The sequence below is a fragment of the Devosia sp. genome (assembly GCF_017307495.1).
Lineage (GTDB): Bacteria > Pseudomonadota > Alphaproteobacteria > Rhizobiales > Devosiaceae > Devosia_A.
Window position 1 is genome coordinate 47,144 of sequence record NZ_JAFKHE010000032.1, and the last position, 15,138, is coordinate 62,281.

General features: G+C 67.6%; 15 protein-coding genes. 6 read left to right on the forward strand and 9 right to left on the reverse strand.

Features of this window, described 5'->3' with window-relative positions:
* The first annotated feature begins 97 nt into the window (after positions 1 to 97).
* Both J0I99_RS19630 and J0I99_RS19635 read left to right on the forward strand, forming a co-directional pair.
* Complete coding sequence (locus J0I99_RS19630) at positions 98 to 1,486, forward strand: aminopeptidase P family N-terminal domain-containing protein (protein ID WP_291399152.1); 1,389 nt, start codon at positions 98 to 100, stop codon at positions 1,484 to 1,486.
* A 198-nt stretch (positions 1,487 to 1,684) separates the two neighbouring features.
* On the forward strand, positions 1,685 to 1,894 hold the full coding sequence (locus tag J0I99_RS19635) for a cold-shock protein (RefSeq protein WP_291391651.1): 210 nt from the start codon (positions 1,685 to 1,687) through the stop codon (positions 1,892 to 1,894).
* Positions 1,895 to 1,950: 56 nt separating this feature from the next.
* Here the strand turns inward: J0I99_RS19635 and J0I99_RS19640 are convergent, their stop codons facing one another.
* From J0I99_RS19640 to J0I99_RS19665, 6 genes are all read right to left on the reverse strand, one after another.
* Entirely contained in the window at positions 1,951 to 3,237 is a 1,287-nt protein-coding gene (locus J0I99_RS19640) for an NAD(P)/FAD-dependent oxidoreductase (protein ID WP_291399153.1), read from the reverse strand.
* A 170-nt stretch (positions 3,238 to 3,407) separates the two neighbouring features.
* A complete protein-coding gene (locus J0I99_RS19645; protein ID WP_291391649.1) occupies positions 3,408 to 3,758 on the reverse strand; it encodes a helix-turn-helix domain-containing protein in 351 nt (116 codons plus the stop codon).
* A complete protein-coding gene (locus J0I99_RS19650) occupies positions 3,739 to 4,260 on the reverse strand; it encodes a TetR/AcrR family transcriptional regulator (RefSeq protein WP_291399154.1) in 522 nt (173 codons plus the stop codon). Before J0I99_RS19650 ends, J0I99_RS19645 begins: the two co-directional genes overlap by 20 nt.
* A 62-nt stretch (positions 4,261 to 4,322) precedes the next feature.
* Positions 4,323 to 5,873: a DHA2 family efflux MFS transporter permease subunit gene (locus tag J0I99_RS19655; RefSeq protein WP_291391647.1), complete on the reverse strand. Its 1,551-nt coding sequence runs from the start codon at positions 5,871 to 5,873 to the stop codon at positions 4,323 to 4,325.
* 1 nt (position 5,874) lies between these two features.
* Positions 5,875 to 7,029 carry an HlyD family secretion protein gene (locus J0I99_RS19660; protein ID WP_291399155.1) on the reverse strand — a complete coding sequence of 385 codons (1,155 nt, stop codon included), beginning with the start codon at positions 7,027 to 7,029 and terminating at the stop codon, positions 5,875 to 5,877.
* A gap of 2 nt (positions 7,030 to 7,031) precedes the next feature.
* The gene (locus J0I99_RS19665; RefSeq protein ID WP_291391645.1) at positions 7,032 to 7,496 is read right to left on the reverse strand and encodes a MarR family winged helix-turn-helix transcriptional regulator; all 465 of its coding nucleotides are present in this window, start codon (positions 7,494 to 7,496) and stop codon (positions 7,032 to 7,034) included.
* A gap of 184 nt (positions 7,497 to 7,680) precedes the next feature.
* Between J0I99_RS19665 and dld the strand changes: the two genes are divergently transcribed.
* Positions 7,681 to 9,390 carry a D-lactate dehydrogenase gene (gene dld / locus J0I99_RS19670; RefSeq protein WP_291399156.1) on the forward strand — a complete coding sequence of 570 codons (1,710 nt, stop codon included), beginning with the start codon at positions 7,681 to 7,683 and terminating at the stop codon, positions 9,388 to 9,390.
* A gap of 65 nt (positions 9,391 to 9,455) precedes the next feature.
* Positions 9,456 to 10,487: a tRNA dihydrouridine(20/20a) synthase DusA gene (dusA, locus tag J0I99_RS19675; RefSeq protein WP_291399157.1), complete on the forward strand. Its 1,032-nt coding sequence runs from the start codon at positions 9,456 to 9,458 to the stop codon at positions 10,485 to 10,487.
* Between the two features lie 39 nt (positions 10,488 to 10,526).
* Here dusA and J0I99_RS19680 read toward each other — a convergent pair whose 3' ends face one another.
* Positions 10,527 to 11,261 (reverse strand): TIGR02281 family clan AA aspartic protease, encoded by a 735-nt coding sequence (locus J0I99_RS19680; RefSeq protein ID WP_291399158.1) that lies wholly within the window; start codon positions 11,259 to 11,261, stop codon positions 10,527 to 10,529.
* Between the two features lie 6 nt (positions 11,262 to 11,267).
* The gene (locus J0I99_RS19685) at positions 11,268 to 12,158 is read right to left on the reverse strand and encodes a LysR family transcriptional regulator (RefSeq protein WP_291399159.1); all 891 of its coding nucleotides are present in this window, start codon (positions 12,156 to 12,158) and stop codon (positions 11,268 to 11,270) included.
* A gap of 121 nt (positions 12,159 to 12,279) precedes the next feature.
* Here J0I99_RS19685 and J0I99_RS19690 point away from each other — a divergent pair, with 121 nt between their 5' ends.
* Positions 12,280 to 12,912 carry a glutathione binding-like protein gene (locus J0I99_RS19690; protein WP_291399160.1) on the forward strand — a complete coding sequence of 211 codons (633 nt, stop codon included), beginning with the start codon at positions 12,280 to 12,282 and terminating at the stop codon, positions 12,910 to 12,912.
* 46 nt (positions 12,913 to 12,958) lie between these two features.
* Here the strand turns inward: J0I99_RS19690 and J0I99_RS19695 are convergent, their stop codons facing one another.
* Positions 12,959 to 13,798, reverse strand: a complete 840-nt coding sequence (locus J0I99_RS19695; protein WP_291399161.1) for an adenosylcobinamide-GDP ribazoletransferase — start codon at positions 13,796 to 13,798, stop codon at positions 12,959 to 12,961.
* Between the two features lie 68 nt (positions 13,799 to 13,866).
* On the opposite strand from J0I99_RS19695, the gene cobT reads away from it, so the two are divergent.
* A complete protein-coding gene (gene cobT / locus J0I99_RS19700) occupies positions 13,867 to 14,877 on the forward strand; it encodes a nicotinate-nucleotide--dimethylbenzimidazole phosphoribosyltransferase (RefSeq protein ID WP_291399162.1) in 1,011 nt (336 codons plus the stop codon).
* Positions 14,878 to 15,138: the final 261 nt, after the last annotated feature.

Here is a 15,138-nt window from a genome sequence, read left to right on the forward strand (position 1 = left end):
GCGCTTGTCAACTGCCGCGCGCGGCGGTTGCTTTCGGTCGCGCTTTCCGTGACGATTGTGCGAACCCACGTGCGACTCCGGGCCAGGGACCCACTCTATGCCTGCCTTCAAACTGATCGACGCCAAGCTGCCGGATTTCGGCGTTCCCAAGACCCGTCCCGAACTGGACCGCTCCGTCCATGTCGCGCGCTTCAATGCCCTCAACCGGGCGCGGCGCGCCGCCGGGCTGGATGTGCTGGTGGTCTATGCCGACCGCGAGCACGCCGCCAACCTGGCCTACCTCACCGGATTTGACCCGCGCTTCGAGGAAGCGCTGCTGGTCATTGCGCCCGACGCCACGCCAACCCTGCTGACCGGACCGGAAAACCTGGGACGAGCCAATGCCGCCGCCATCGAGGTCGAAGCGCGGCTCTACCCGCCATTCGGCCTGATGGGGCAGGATCGCACCAAGACGCCGGCCCTCGACGAAGTGCTGGGCAACGCCGGCATCGCCGCCAACCAGCGCATCGGCGTGCTGGGCTGGAAGTATTTCGGCCCCAGCGAAGCGTCAAAGCCGGAGTCGTGGCTGGAAACGCCCAGCTACATTATCGACACGTTGCGCCAGATCGCCGGTCCCGAGGGCAGGGTGGTCAATGCCAATGCCCTGCTGATGCACCCGGTCACCGGCCTGCGCGCCGTCAACGAGATCGTGCAGATCGCCCAGTTCGAGTTCGGCGCCGTCGCCTGCTCGGAGGCGGTGAAGGCCCTGATCGGCAGCGTGCGGCCCGGAATGAGCGGATTCGAGGCAGTTCAGAACATGCGGCTGGGTGTCCTGCCGCACTCCTGTCACACCATGTTCTCGTCGGGCGACGAACTCGTCGGGCTCAACAGCCCCACGGGCCGGGTGCTCGAGAAGGGCGATCCAATGACCACGGCGGTCGGCTACTGGGGCGGCCTGTCGAGCCGCATGGGTTGGCTCGCCGAGGACGCCGGCGACCTGCCGGACGATGCGCGCGACTATGTCGAACGGCTCGCCGGCCCGTATTTCGCCTGCGCCGCCGAGTGGTACGAGACGATCGGCATCGGCGTCACGGGGGGCGAGCTCGACGCGCTGGCGCGCCGGCACCTCGATACGCCCTTCTTCAAGCTGGTGCTCAACCCGGGCCACCTCATCCACATCGACGAGTGGATGAACACCCAGGTCTATCCGGGATCGACCGAACCGTTCCTGTCGGGCCAGTGCGTGCAGGTCGACATCATCCCGGCCGCCGGTCCGCCCTACTACGGCGCCAATATCGAGGACGGCATCGCCTTGCTCGACGCGCGGGGCAGGGATGAGCTCAGGGCCTCGTTCCCCGACGTATGGAACCGCATCGAGGCGCGGCGCGCCTTCATGGGCGATGTTCTGGGAATACGCCTGAAACCGGAAGTCCTGCCGCTATCCAACCTCGCTGGCGCCATGCCGCCGTTCTGGCTGGCGCCCGAGCGGATCGTTAGCAGGGCGTGATGCGACCGTATCCTTCTGTCTTGCCAAGCGGTTCGGCGCTCTCTATCCGTTCTGTATCGACATTTGGCTGATTTCCGGCCGTATGCCCCCGCTCACCGGTCAGGCGCACCAAGGGACTCCAATTTCGAACTGACCGGGCAGGCAGGCCGAGTTGGTCGCGTTCTGTCCACCACACAACTGCGCATGAGGGACTACCCTATGGAAAAGGGCACCGTCAAATTCTACAACGATCAGAAGGGCTACGGCTTCATTCAGCCTGACAACGGCGGCAAGGACGTGTTCGTCCACGCTACCGCGCTGCAGCGCTCGGGCCTGAACGGCTTGGCCGAAGGCCAGAAGGTCTCGTTCGAGACCGGCGAAGACCGCCGCACCGGCAAGATCGCCGTCACGGAGATTTCGGCCGCCTGATCGGCGACTAGGGGTCTGATTTCGAGGGGTCGGGCATGTGAGTGCCCGGCCCTGTCCTATTGGCGCCCGGAAGGCTTGGCGGCGCCTGCCTCGCCCCAGGTGATGAGCCGGGCGCCGCGGTGGCCGGTGAGATAGATCCACAGCCAGCTGATCGCGACCGACACGCGGTTCTTGAGCCCGATCAGGAAGTAAATGTGGGCAAGGCCCCACGTCCACCAGCCGATCCAGCCCGTGAGCTGCAGCCAGCCGAAATCGATCAGCGCGGCGCTCTTGCCCACCGTGGCGATGTCCCCCAGGTGCCGATAGCGGAATGGGCCGATCGTCCGGCCCGTGAGCCGGGCGCGGATCACCGCCGCCGCGTACTTGCCCCCTTGCTTGGCTGCGTCCCCGATGCCGGGCACCGGCTTGCCGGCCGGACCGGCCACGGTGGCCGTGTCACCGATGGCGAAGATCTCGGGGTGGCCCGGGACCGTCAGGTCGGCCTCGACCTTGATGCGACCCGCCCGGTCGGCCTCGGCGTTCAGCCACTTGGCCGCCGGCGAGGCGAGCACGCCTGCCGCCCAGATGATGGTGCCGGCGTGGAGTACGTCCCCATCGAATTCGACTGTATCGGCGGTGACATGGGTCACCGGCCGGTTGAGCATGACCTCGACGCCCAGCTTCTCCAGCGCCGACTTCGCGTACATCGACAGGCTCTCGCGAAAGTTGGCGAGCACGCGCGGCCCCGCTTCGATCAGGACGACGCGTGCCTGCTCGGGCCTGATGGCGCGGAACTCGTCCTTCAGGCTCGTGCGCGCCAGCTCGATGATCGCGCCGGCGAGTTCGACGCCGGTGGCGCCCGCCCCGATGATGGCGAAGGTGAGGAGCGCCTGGCGTCGCTCCGGGTCGGTCTCGCGCTCGGCCGCCTCGAAGGCGAGGAGCAGGCGTCGGCGCATCGCGGTTGCGTCCTCGAGCGTCTTCAGCCCCGGCGCGAACGGCTCCCAGTCGTCGTGGCCGAAATAGGCGTGGCGTGCGCCCGTGGCGAGGATCAGCGTGTCATAGGGAACCTGCCCGCCGTCTTCGAGCATGACCCGTCGGGCGGACACGTCGATGTCCGTGACGTTGCCGAGCAGCGTCGTCACCTCTGGCCGGTGCTTGAGCAGCATGCGGATCGGCCAGGCGATTTCCGACGGGCTGAGCGCGGTGGTCGCCACCTGGTAGAGCAGCGGCTGGAACAGGTGGTGGTTGCGCCTGTCGATGATGGTGATGTCGACGTCGGCGCCCTTCAGCTTCTGCACGGCGGCCAGTCCGCCGAAGCCACCGCCGACGATGGCGACGCGATGTCGTTGAGCCCCGTTGGTCATATCGAACCCCGTTCAGTGCCCCGCTGCCAATGTAGGAGGCGAACCCTGCCGGGCCAATGAACGGGCGAGCACGGGTGGCATGCGCCTCCGTCACCCCTCCTTGCGGGGCAGGGGCTGGCCCTTAGGTCCGGGAGTGACCCGATCCGCGTGTCCGCTGGGGAGAGGGCGGTCTATTCCGCCGGCCCGTCGAACGCGCGGCGCGCCGCCTCGATGCTGTCGCGGTTGCGCACGGCGAAGGCCCCGAGTGGCCTGACGCTGTTGGCGAATTCGAGACCGAGCGCGGTCAGCTCGTACTCGACGCGAGGCGGAATGGTGGCGAAGGCAGCGCGTGTGGCAAAGCCGTCGCGCTGCAGGGTGCGCAGGGTGAGGGTCAGTTGCTTCTGCGAGATGCCGCTGACCTCGCGGGCGATCTCGTTGAAGCGCCTCCGACCGGATCGCAGCACCGACAGGACCTCGACCGTCCAGCGCGCCCCGGCGAGATCGAGCACTTCGTGGACGATCTCATACTGCGTTGCCGCCATGGGACTCTCCTTCGACAGCGGGATACCCCTCGAGCAGAACCCGGGACGCCATCCGGCCGAAGGCATGCCCGACACCGCTCCTCATGGCTTCGAGGCTTTCGAAATTCTGCCAGCTAGCAACCCGTCGCATGAGTGCGACGACGTAGAGGCGCCCCAGCGACGGCAGGCGGCGCTGCTCGGTCATGACGAAGCGCAGCACCTTGGTTGCGGCCGGATCGGCAAGGCTTGCCTCGATCACCTGTTCGGCGGGGCCCGCGCCCATGGGCTGTGCCGGCAGACAATGCTTGGCGACGACATGCGCCAACAGGGCGAGCTTGGTGCGGAAATGATAGAGCACGGCCGACTTGCCGACACCGGCGAGCTTGGCGACATCCTCGATGCGGGCGCGATCATAGCCCTTGTCGAAGAACACCTGCAGCGCGGCGTCGATCATCTGCTCGCGGCGGCAGTCGAAGCGGCGGAAGTTGGGAATGCGGCGGGCAGGGGGGTGGTCGGGAGTCATGTCTGGTCTGCCTTGGTGGTTGCCACGACCGCCCTTCGGCGGCCTGGGTATGCTCGGTGCCGTCACTCGCCCATGGCGTGGGCACGTTCCTCGGCCGTCATCGGCCGTGCCGCCCTGGGACGGCGCAGCAGCAGGACGATGGGCAGCGAAGCGAACGTCAGCACCATCATGAGCTTGAAGTCGTCGAGAAAGGCGAGCATGGCCGCCTGCTGGGTGATGAGTCGGTGGAGCGTGCCGACGACGTTGGCGAACCCGCCATAGGCGGTGGCGAAGTCGCGCAGCGGCCCGGAGTCCATCGTGACCCTCTCGGCCAGCTCGCCATAGTTCACCACCTGCATCTGGGCCAGGATCGTGGTGACGATCGAGATGCCCACGCCCTGGCCGACATTGCGGATCAGGCTGAACATGGCGGTGGCGTCGACCCGGTACTTGGCCGAGATGGTGGCGAAGGCCAGCGAGTTGAGCGGCACGAACACGAAGCCCATGCCCACGCCCTGGATGAAGCCCGAGATCAGGATCGGGCCGGTGCCCATCACGATGTCGAACTCGGTCATCATGTAGAGCGAGTAGCCCATTACCAGCGTGCCGAAGATCACCAGCAGCCGCGGATCGAACCGTGCCACCAGCCGTCCGACAAGGATCATGGACACCATCGTGCCGATGCCGCGCGGTCCCATCAGCAGCCCGGTCTCGATCACCGGGAACCCCATCAGGTTCTGCAGCATCGGCGGCAGCAGCGCGAGGCCCGAGAACAGCGTGATGCCGGTGATGAAGATGAGCACGAGCCCGGTGACGAGGTTCCGGTCCTTGAACATTCCCATGTCCATGAACGGGTTGTCCGCTGTCAGGCAGTGCACCACGAAGACCCACAGGCCCGAGATGGCGAGCAGCAGGTAGAGCCAGATTTCGGCCGAGTCGAACCAGCCCACCCCCTGGCCGCGGTCGAGCAGCAGTTGCAGCGCCGCCACGGCGAGCGCCAGCATGCCGAAGCCGAAGAAGTCGAACTTGCGGATCCTGATCGGTGTGTTCGGCATCAGTGCGGCGAGCATGAAGAACGCCACGACGCCGACCGGCAGGTTGACGAGGAACACGGCGCGCCAGTTGAACGTCTCGGTCAGCCAGCCGCCCAGTGTCGGCCCGATGATCGGCCCGAACATGATGCCGGCGCCAAAGATGGCCATCGCCTGCCCGAGCAGCTCGCGCGGGTTGATGTCCATCATCGTCGCCTGGGCGAGCGGCACCAGCATGGCGCCGCAGACGCCCTGGATGACGCGGAACAGCACCATCTGCTCGAGGTTCGTCGCGATGCCGCACAGCAGCGACGCCGCGGTGAAGCCAACGACCGCCATCAGCAGCAGGTTGCGCCGCCCGAAGCGGTCGGAGAACCACCCGGTCAGCGGCGTCGCGATGGCCGCGGCGACGATGTAGGAGGTCAGCACCCAGTTGATCTCGTCCTGCGACGCACCGAGGCTGGCGCGCATATGCGGCAGGGCGACGTTGGCAATCGTGGTGTCGAGCACCTGCATGATGACCGCCACCATGATGGCGGCCGTCAGCAGGCCCTTGTTCTTGACCACGACGTTGGGGGCCGAAATGGCAGTGGCGGCGGCCATGCTAGTTCGCCTTCGGGGCTTCCGGCGCCTGCGAGCCGTCCGGCTTGGTATCGACGTTGACCGTCGCGCTCATGCCGGCGACGAGCGGCTCGCCGCCGGTCGAGTCGACGACGATCCTGACCGGCACGCGTTGCGTCACCTTCACCCAGTTGCCCGTGGCGTTCTGGGCCGGGATCAGGGCGAATTCCGCGCCGGTCGCCGCACCGATCGAGTCGATATGGCCGCTGAGCTTCTTGCCCGGGAAGGCGTCGACGGTGATTTCCGCCGGCATGCCGTTCCTGAGCGTCGTCAGCTGGGTTTCCTTGAAGTTGGCCTCGACCCAGACATCGCTGCTCTCGACGAGCGTCGCGATGGTCGAGCCGGTGTTGATGAACTGGCCGACATTGAGGCTGCCGACCTGCGCGACGATGCCGTCGGCTGGAGCCACCACCGTGGTCTTGTCGAGGTTGCGCTGGGCGTTGTCACGCGCTGCGAGGGCGGCGCGGACCGCCGGATGATCGTCCGTCGCGATATCCGGGTTGCCGCCGAGCGCGGCGATGGTGTTGGCGACGTCCTGCTGCTCGAGCGCCACGGTCGACTGCGCCTGCTGCAGCGCCAGCCGCGAGTCGTCGAGGCTCGATTCGGCGGTGATGCCCTGCTGGCGCAGGTTGGAGGTGCGGTCCCATTCCTTCTGCCGGATGTCCAGCGCGTCCCTGGCCGCCTGGAGCTTGGCGAGCGCGATCGAGTGCGCCACCCGCAGTTGCTCGACATTGACGCGCGCCGAGGCCAGCGCCGCGTCGGCCTGGGCCAGGGCGATCCGATAGGGTTCGGGGTCGATGGTGAAGAGGGCATCGCCCGCCTTGACCGCCTGGCTGTCCTTCACCGCCACCGAGGCAATGCGTCCGGCGACGTCCGAGGAGATCGACACCTTGTTCTGCTGCACATAGGCGTTGTCGGTTTCGACATAGCGGCCGCCGGTCAGCCAGAAATAGCCGCCACCGGCGGCAAGAACGACCGGTACCGCAAGCATGATCGCGAGGCGGCGGCCCGAGCGCTTCTTCTTCGTCGGTGCTTCCGGCGCGGCAGCCGCTGCCGGCGCCGCCTTGGGTGCATCGGCGGCGGGGACTTCGACGGGCTTGGCTTCCCCGGGAGCCGGGGGGGTGACGCGGGCGTTCATATTCAGGCTTCCTCGCATTCGGCAGTCTGGCCGATTAGGTTGCCGCGCATCCTGGCGAGCACGGCGACAACGGCCGCGCGTTCCTCGGGAGATATTCCCTCAAGCGCGGCTTCATACATGGCAAGCCCGACCTGGCGGGCACCGCGGACCACATCCACCCCAGCCTCGGTGACCCGCGCCAGTTTGGCGCGACTGTCAGTGGGGTCGACGTAGCGCTCGATCAGCCCGCGCTTCTCCAGCCGGTCGAGGATGCCCGAGATGGTCATCGGATCGGTGTCGATGGCGTCGGCCAGGGCCTTCTGGGTGATCCCCTCATGGGCCGAGACGTGCGCCAGGGCGCGCCACTGCGGCATGGTGATGCCCTGCATACTCGCCCCGTCCTCGAAGCGCCGCTTCATCAGCCGCGCCACTTCGTGGATCAGATAGCCCAGCGGGGCTTGCGCCTTGTAGTCCTGTTTCAAATTCATAAGCGCACATATAATAAGTGCACTTACGGAGTCAACGCCGGCGCATGTTCGAAGGCCAGCGATTTCTGCATGGGTGGTATGAAGCGCTACGAAAGAGGCAGCGTCGCCGCGCCTCCCGGCCGTCGACATGGCGGCCAAATCCGCCTATCTCTGGCGTCGCCCTTTGCCATACCAATTCCCTGTCATGACCATGGCTTCGTCCTCGATCAGCGGTGAAACGCTGCTAGCGCAACTCAAAGGCGTTGTCGGCGAGCGCCATGTGCTCACCGACGAGCGCAATACGCGGCGCTATCGCAAGGGCTATCGCTACGGCGACGGCGCGGTCCTGGCGGTGGTGCGGCCGGGCACGCTGCTCGAGCAGTGGCGGGTGTTCAAGGCCTGCGTCGAGGCTGGCTGCGTCGTTATCACCCAAGGCGCCAATACCGGCCTCAACGGCGGCTCGACCCCGTTCGGCGACGACTACGACCGCCCGGTCGTCGTCATCAACACCATGCGCATCGGCCGCATCGACCTGCTGAAGGGCGGCGAGCAGGTGCTGTGCCATGCCGGCGCCACCCTGCACCGGCTCGAGAAGCTGATCCGCCCGCTCGGCCGCGAGCCGCATTCGGTCATCGGCTCGACCACCATCGGCGCCTCCGTCGTCGGCGGCGTGTGCAACAACTCCGGCGGCGCCCTGATCCGCCGCGGCCCCGCCTTCACCCAGCTCGCGCTCTACGCCCGCGTGGCCGAGGACGGCTCGGTGTCGCTGATCAACCATCTCGGCATCGAGCTCGGCAACGACCCCGAGACCATCCTCTCCCGCCTCGATCGGGGAGAGTACGGCGAAGGCAACGTCAACTACGAGACCGGCCGGCTCGCCTCCGACCCGGACTATTCGAGACTGGTCCGCGACATCGATGCGCCGACGCCCGGCCGCTACAACAACGATCCGCGCCTGCTCTACGAGGCGGCCGGCAGCGCCGGCAAGCTCTGCGTCTTCGCCGTCCGGCTGGATACGTTCGCGAGCTCCGGGCCATCGCGCGTCTTCTACGTCGGCTCGAACGAATACAGCGAACTGACCGAACTGCGCCGCCACATCCTCGGCACGTTCGAGAACGCCCCGGTGGCCGGCGAGTACCTCCACCGCGAGGCCTACACGCTGGCCGAGGAATACGGCAAGGACCTCTACCTGTTCCTGAAGCATGTCGGCACCGAGCACATCTCCACCGCCTTCACGCTGAAAAGCCGCTTCGACGCCATCACCGGCAAGCTGGGATTGGGCACCAACCTGTCGGACAGGCTGCTGCAACTCATCGTCGGCATCCTGCCCAACCACCTGCCCAAGCGCATGAACGCGTTCCGCGACCGCTACCAGCATCACCTGCTGCTGCGCATGGATGGCGCCGGCATCGAGGAAGCGCGCCGCTATCTCGCGTCGATCTTCCCGTCGGCGACCGGCGACTTCTTCGAATGCGACGACGAGGAGGCCGCCGCCGCCTTCCGCCATCGCTATGCCGTCGGCGGCGGCACCGTCCGCTATCGCGCGACGCACCCGGACACGGTCGAGAACATCGTCGCGCTCGACATGGCCCTGCCGCGCAACACGCTGGACTGGCGCGAGACCCTCCCGGAGGGCGTCGAGGAGAACATCGTGCGCCGCATCCCGTGCGGGCACTTCCTGTGCCAGGTGTTCCACTACGAATACGCCGTCAAGAAGGGTGCCGACTGGATGGACATCGAGCACCGGATCATTGCCCACCTTTCGGGCAGGGGGATCGAATTCCCCTCCGAGCACAATGTCGGCCATCTCTATGAGGCCAAGCCCGTGCTGGCCGAGTTCTACCGCTCGCTCGATCCCACCAATACGCTCAACCCCGGCATCGGCCATACCTCGAAGCGCCGGAACTGGGCCTGAGCGGTTGTCGGGAACGGCTGCGCGGCTTATATGCGCCCGACCGACCCATCGCTTTGAACGGCCCGATGCTCCACGACCAGACCGCAATTGAGAACGCCCCCGCGTCCCGGCTTGCCGAGGCGCGCCGCTTCTCCATTGCGCCGATGATGGACTGGACCGATCGCCACTGTCGGTATCTTCATCGGCTGCTGACCAAGCGCGCCTTGCTGTTCACCGAGATGGTCACCAGCCCTGCCGTCATCCACGGCCCGCGCGACCGGCTGCTCGGCTTCGACGAGGTCGAGCATCCCGTCGCCGTACAACTGGGCGGCTCAGACCCGCATGAACTGGCCGAGGCGACGCGCATTGCTGCTTCGTACGGCTACGACGAGATCAATCTCAATGTCGGCTGCCCGTCCGATCGCGTGCAGTCCGGCCGTTTCGGCGCCTGCCTGATGGCGGAGCCGACGCTGGTCGCCGATTGCGTGCGCGCCATGCGTGACGCCACCGACAGGCCGGTGACGGTGAAGTGCCGCATCGGCATCGACGACCAGGATACCGAGGAAAGCCTCGACCGCTTCGCCGATGCCATGGTGGCGGCCGGCGTCGACGCGCTCTACGTGCATGCCCGCAAGGCCTGGCTCAAGGGCCTGAGCCCGAAGGAAAACCGCGACATCCCGCCGCTCGACTATCCGCGCGTCCATCGCCTCGCCGAACGGCTGAGGCCGCTGCCGGTAACGATCAACGGCGGCATCAAGACCATCAGGGACGCCGAGGCGCACATGGCGCACATGTCCGGCGTCATGCTCGGCCGCGTCGCCTATCACGAGCCGATGCTGCTGACCCTCGTCGACGAACGCTTCTTCGGTGAGGCCGGCAAGCCGGTCGAACTGCGCGACGTGATGCTGGCCATGGCCGAGTACGCCGAGCGCGAGATCGCCAAGGGCGCGCGCCTCAACAACATCACCCGCCGCATGCTGGGGCTGGCCAACGCCCGCCCCGGCGCACGCGCCTTCCGCCAGATCCTCAGCGTCGATGCCGCCAAGCGTGGCGCGGGGCCGGAGGTGATCATGCAGGCGTTCGAGGCACTGGAGCCGGAACTGGCGCTGGCGGTCTAGCGGCCGCGCGAGTAACGCGTTGCCAGGCCCTGCATGGGATCAGTCGACCAGTTCCAGCGAATTGCCGCTCACCGCATAGCGGCTGAGCGTGCCGAGGTAGCTCATGCCGAGCAGGCTCGTCTCCAGCATGCCGCGCTCGGCGATGAAGGCGCGCACGTTGTTGCGCATGATCCCGCCGATCTCGATCTGGTCGAGCGTCACCGCCGCCGCGTTGCCCGTGCCGTTGGCGGTCGAGACCGGCACGTTGTAGTTGAGGGCCGCCGTAGAGATACCCACCCGCTCGGCATCTCCGTGCGTCAGCACCACCGCCGAGGCGCCGGTGTCGAAGATGGTGCGGATCTCGGCGCCGTTGATCTTGGCATTGATCATGAAGTGCCCGTCGCGCCCGCCGCGGAACGTCGCCGTACCGCGTTGTTCATCGACCACGGCGACGCCGGGTACCAGTTCGCCGAACACGCGCGACGCCACCAGCGTCAGGTCTTCGCGATAGGTGTAGCCGATCAGCACGACGCCCAGGATGCCGACCCACACAGCAAGGTTGCCCACGAGCTCGGAGAAACGGTGTCGCCGCGAGAACAGCCCGCCGGCAATGACGATCAGGATGACGATCAGCGGGATCGCCTGCGCCATCTGCTCCTGCGTCACCCCCACCAGTGTCCCCGCATCGGCACTGACCAGTAGCGCCAGCCCGATGGCGATGACGATGGCGAAACCGATGAACAGCATGGAGGTCCCTTTGCGGACGGCAATCACCCGATAATGGGGTGCGATCATGGCAAATCAAGCCACGCCGTTGCCGCGGAGGAATGAACTTTTCGCAACGAGGCCCTCGCCGACGATCTCGAAGAAGGCGCGAACGCGCGCCGTCTTTCTCAGGTCGGCATGGGTTATGATCCAGAGCTCGCGCGTCAGGCCCTCGATCGGCTCGGGCACGATGCGGCGCAGCGCGCGGTCGGTGTCGCCCAGATAGCAGGGCAGGAGGGCCAGCCCCAGACCGGCCTTTGCCGCGGTGAACTGGTTGATCAGGCTGCTCGCCCGATAGACGATGTTCTGCGGCGCAAACCTTTCCGTGATCCAGTCCGCCGCCGCGATGCCGCTCACCTCGGGCCCCCAGCCGATGATCGGGCTGGCCTCCGGGACGGTGCCGGCGTTGAACTGCGCCGCAGCGCCATAGATCGTCCAGCCGATATCGGCGAGCTTGCGGCCGAACAGGTCGGGCTCCCTCGGTCGAGTGACGCGCAACGCGATGTCAGCCTCGCGCCGGCTGAGGCTGAGGATGCGGTTGTCGACCACGAGCTCCACCACGATGCCGGGATGGGCCTGCCGAAACCGGGCGAGCTCAGTCGTCAGCAGGCTGTAGGCCAGCGTCTCCGACGAGGTGACGCGCAGCGCCCCGGTGAGCCGCTGGTCCCGCCCGCCCACCTCCCGGCCGAGCGCGTCCGCCTCGGTCTCGACCCGCTCGGCGGTGGCGGCCACGCGCTCGCCTTCGGCGGTGGGCCGATACACCCCGCCGGGGAGGCGTTCGAACAGCCGAACGCCGAGCTTTTCCTCGAGTGCGTTCAGCCGACGGAACGCGGTCGAGTGGTTGATGCCGAGCGCCGCCGCACCGCCGCCCAGAGTGTCGGCGCGGGCGATGGCGAGCACGAGCTTGAGGTCGTTCCAGTTGTCCATGCCGCCTCGCATACCACGTTCCCCGCTTGCATTCATGCAAGACGAGAAAGCGAAATTGCCATTGGCCTTTCGCAATTGCCGACGCTAGCTCTGCCGGCCTCGACAACTGGAGGCACCCGAAGTGCAGCTCTACTACCATCCCTATGCATGCTCCCTGGCTCCCGCCATCGTCGCTGCCGAAGCCGGCATCGCGCTGGACCTCGTGCACGTCGATATCCTCGGCGCGCCGCACAGGCTCGGCGACGGCACGGACTACCGCGACGTCAATACCCGCAACTATGTCCCGCTATTGGTCCGCGACGACGGCAGCGAAGTCAGCGAGGCCGGCATCATCCTCAAGGTCCTTGCCGATCTCAATCCCACGTCCGGCCTTGCGCCGGCCGTCGGCAGCCCCGAGAGGTTGCTGCTCGAGCAGTGGCTGACCTTCCTCGGCACCGAGTTGCACAAGTCCTACTCGCCCTGGCTGTTCCATCCGGAGGTTGGCGCGACCGCCCAGGCCTATGCCCGCGACCTCGTCGCCCGCCGGTACGCCATCGTGGAAGCCCAGCTCGACGGCCGCACCTGGCTCCTCGGCGAGACCTTCAGCGTCGCCGACGCTTATCTCTTCGTGATGGTCAACTGGGCCGCCGCGGCCGGCACGCCGCTGGACGGATTCCCGTTGATCCGCGCCTGGTTCGAACGGATGAAGGCGCGCCCAAAGGTGCGCGAGGCCATCCGCAACCACTCTGCCAGCCCGGCGGCGAAGGCCGCCTAGCGCGATCGCAAGGTTGTCGCCTCCCTCCCCTCAAGGGGGAGGGGAGCTAGGCGAAGACCAGCAGCACGGCCAGCACGGCGACCTCGATCAGCGCGCCCAGCGCCCCGATCAGGTCGCCGGTCTGCCCGCCGATCAGCTGGCGGCACCCCCAGACCCAGGCCGATGCCACGAGGCCGACCGCTACCAGCGCCAGCACCACCGCGACCAGGCTCGTGAACGGCGCGGCGAGGATGAGCGCCAGCAGAGCTGCGAATGCGGCCCCGATGGCGAAGCGGCGGCGCCCGACCCGCCCGGCCGCGGCCGAGGCGCCGCCCTCTCTCGCATTCGGCAACGCGACGCTGAGCCACAGCGACCCCGATCGTCCGAGCACCGTCGCCGCCAGCCAGATTCCTGCCGCCGCCAGCGGGTTGTATGCCGCGACCGCTCCGATCCCCGTTACCCGCAGCAGGAGGTAGAGGCCGAGCGCGCCGACCCCGTAGGTGCCATGCCGGCTGTCCTTCATGATCTCCAGCCGCCGCTCGATGCTGGCCCCGCCGAACAGGCCATCCGCTGCATCCGCCAACGCATCGTCGGCCATGGCGCCGGTCGCAACGAGCATCGCGGTGACCCCGAGCGTCGCCGCGAAATAGCTCGGCATCCCGGCCCAGGCGCACAGCATCATCAGCAGCGCGGGCCCGAATCCGATCACCAGGCTGGCGAAGGGCAGGCTCATCGCCATGCGGTCGAGGTTCGGCGCCGTATAGGGGCGGTCCCCGGTCGGCAGCCGCGAGAAGAAGCGCAGCGACATGATGATGTCGTCGGCGAACCCCGGATCGGGGGCAGGGGGCGGCGAAGTCGGGCCCCGGTTGTCCTGCCGGGGGCGCATGCCGGGGGCGTCCTCGTTCAATTGCAAATGCCCGCCGATTGGTCCAGAAGCGTGCCTCCCTTACCACCCCTGGCCGGAGTCGTCATCCGATGCCCTCGCCCTTCGCCGACCTCATCGACCTGCTGCATGTCTTGCCCCCCGGCGACGAGGGCGCCGTGGCGGCCATCCGGGCCCGCGACCGGCAGCTCACCAAGCCGCCCGGCTCGCTCGGCGAGCTCGAGGCGCTGGTCGAATTCCTCGGCCGCTGGCAAGGCAAGCCGAGCCCGACCCTCGACAACCCGATGGTCGCGATCTTTGCCGGCAACCACGGCGTCACCGACCAGGGCGTCTCCGCCTTCCCGCGCGAAGTGACCGCCCAGATGGTCGCCAACTTCACCGCCGGCGGCGCCGCCGTCAGCCAGATCTGCGCGCTGCACGAGCTGAACCTGCGCGTCTTCGAGCTGGCGCTCGAGCTGCCCACTGGCGACATCACCCAGACCGCCGCCATGGACGACCGCATGTGTGCCGCCACCATCGCCTACGGCATGGAGGCCGTCGCCGGTAAGCCCGACCTGCTCGCCATCGGCGAGATGGGCATCGGCAACACCACCGTCGCCGCCGCCATCTACGCCGCGCTCTACGGCGGCGCCGGCGCCGACTGGGTCGGCCGCGGCACCGGCGTCGACGATGCCGGCTTGCGCCGCAAGGCCGATGCGGTCGACCGCGCCATCGCGCTGCACAAGGATGCGCTCGACGATCCGCTGGCGATCCTCGCGCGCCTCGGAGGCCGCGAGATCGCGGCCATGCTCGGCGCCATCATCGCCGCGCGCCAGCAGAAGATTCCGGTGATCGTCGACGGCTTCGTCGCCACCTCGGCCGCGGCCATCGCCCACGCCGCCAATCCGGCGTCGATCGATCACTGCCTGTTCGGCCACGTCTCGGCCGAACACGCCCATGCCCGCGTGCTGGACGCGATGGGCAAGCGCCCGCTGCTCGATCTCGGCATGCGGCTGGGCGAGGGGAGCGGCGCCGCGTTGGCGGCCGTGGTGGTCAAGACCGCGCTCCATCTGCACAAGAACATGGCAACCTTCTCGAGCGCCGGGGTCAGCGACAAGGGCTAGGCGTGACAAGACGCCCACCGCCCTCGGGCTTCGGGTTTTGGTTCAGTCTTGCCGCTTCCGAGGATGCGGCATGGGCGGGACTTCGTCCCTATTGTGCCGGTCTACCGGCTCGGTAGTCGGTGGGACTGTCGCCCCGCCCATTGCGAAGGGACTTATGGCGCACGGCACCGCGAAGCGATGCAGGAACCGCAGTCACCCCAGATGCAACGGCTTGCACCTGGCCCCCAACCCTCCCCGCGATGCCCCGTCGGCACCTCGCAT

Bases quoted from the DNA above. Each gene is read 5' to 3' on its own strand.
- J0I99_RS19630 (WP_291399152.1), top strand. From the start codon at position 98: ATGCCTGCCTTCAAACTGATCGACGCCAAGCTGCCGGATTTCGGCGTT.
- J0I99_RS19635 (WP_291391651.1), top strand. From the start codon at position 1,685: ATGGAAAAGGGCACCGTCAAATTCTACAACGATCAGAAGGGCTACGGC.
- J0I99_RS19640 (WP_291399153.1), bottom strand. From the start codon at position 3,237: ATGACCAACGGGGCTCAACGACATCGCGTCGCCATCGTCGGCGGTGGC.
- J0I99_RS19645 (WP_291391649.1), bottom strand. From the start codon at position 3,758: ATGGCGGCAACGCAGTATGAGATCGTCCACGAAGTGCTCGATCTCGCC.
- J0I99_RS19650 (WP_291399154.1), bottom strand. From the start codon at position 4,260: ATGACTCCCGACCACCCCCCTGCCCGCCGCATTCCCAACTTCCGCCGC.
- J0I99_RS19655 (WP_291391647.1), bottom strand. From the start codon at position 5,873: ATGGCCGCCGCCACTGCCATTTCGGCCCCCAACGTCGTGGTCAAGAAC.
- J0I99_RS19660 (WP_291399155.1), bottom strand. From the start codon at position 7,029: ATGAACGCCCGCGTCACCCCCCCGGCTCCCGGGGAAGCCAAGCCCGTC.
- J0I99_RS19665 (WP_291391645.1), bottom strand. From the start codon at position 7,496: ATGAATTTGAAACAGGACTACAAGGCGCAAGCCCCGCTGGGCTATCTG.
- dld (WP_291399156.1), top strand. From the start codon at position 7,681: ATGACCATGGCTTCGTCCTCGATCAGCGGTGAAACGCTGCTAGCGCAA.
- dusA (WP_291399157.1), top strand. From the start codon at position 9,456: ATGCTCCACGACCAGACCGCAATTGAGAACGCCCCCGCGTCCCGGCTT.
- J0I99_RS19680 (WP_291399158.1), bottom strand. From the start codon at position 11,261: ATGATCGCACCCCATTATCGGGTGATTGCCGTCCGCAAAGGGACCTCC.
- J0I99_RS19685 (WP_291399159.1), bottom strand. From the start codon at position 12,158: ATGGACAACTGGAACGACCTCAAGCTCGTGCTCGCCATCGCCCGCGCC.
- cobT (WP_291399162.1), top strand. From the start codon at position 13,867: ATGCCCTCGCCCTTCGCCGACCTCATCGACCTGCTGCATGTCTTGCCC.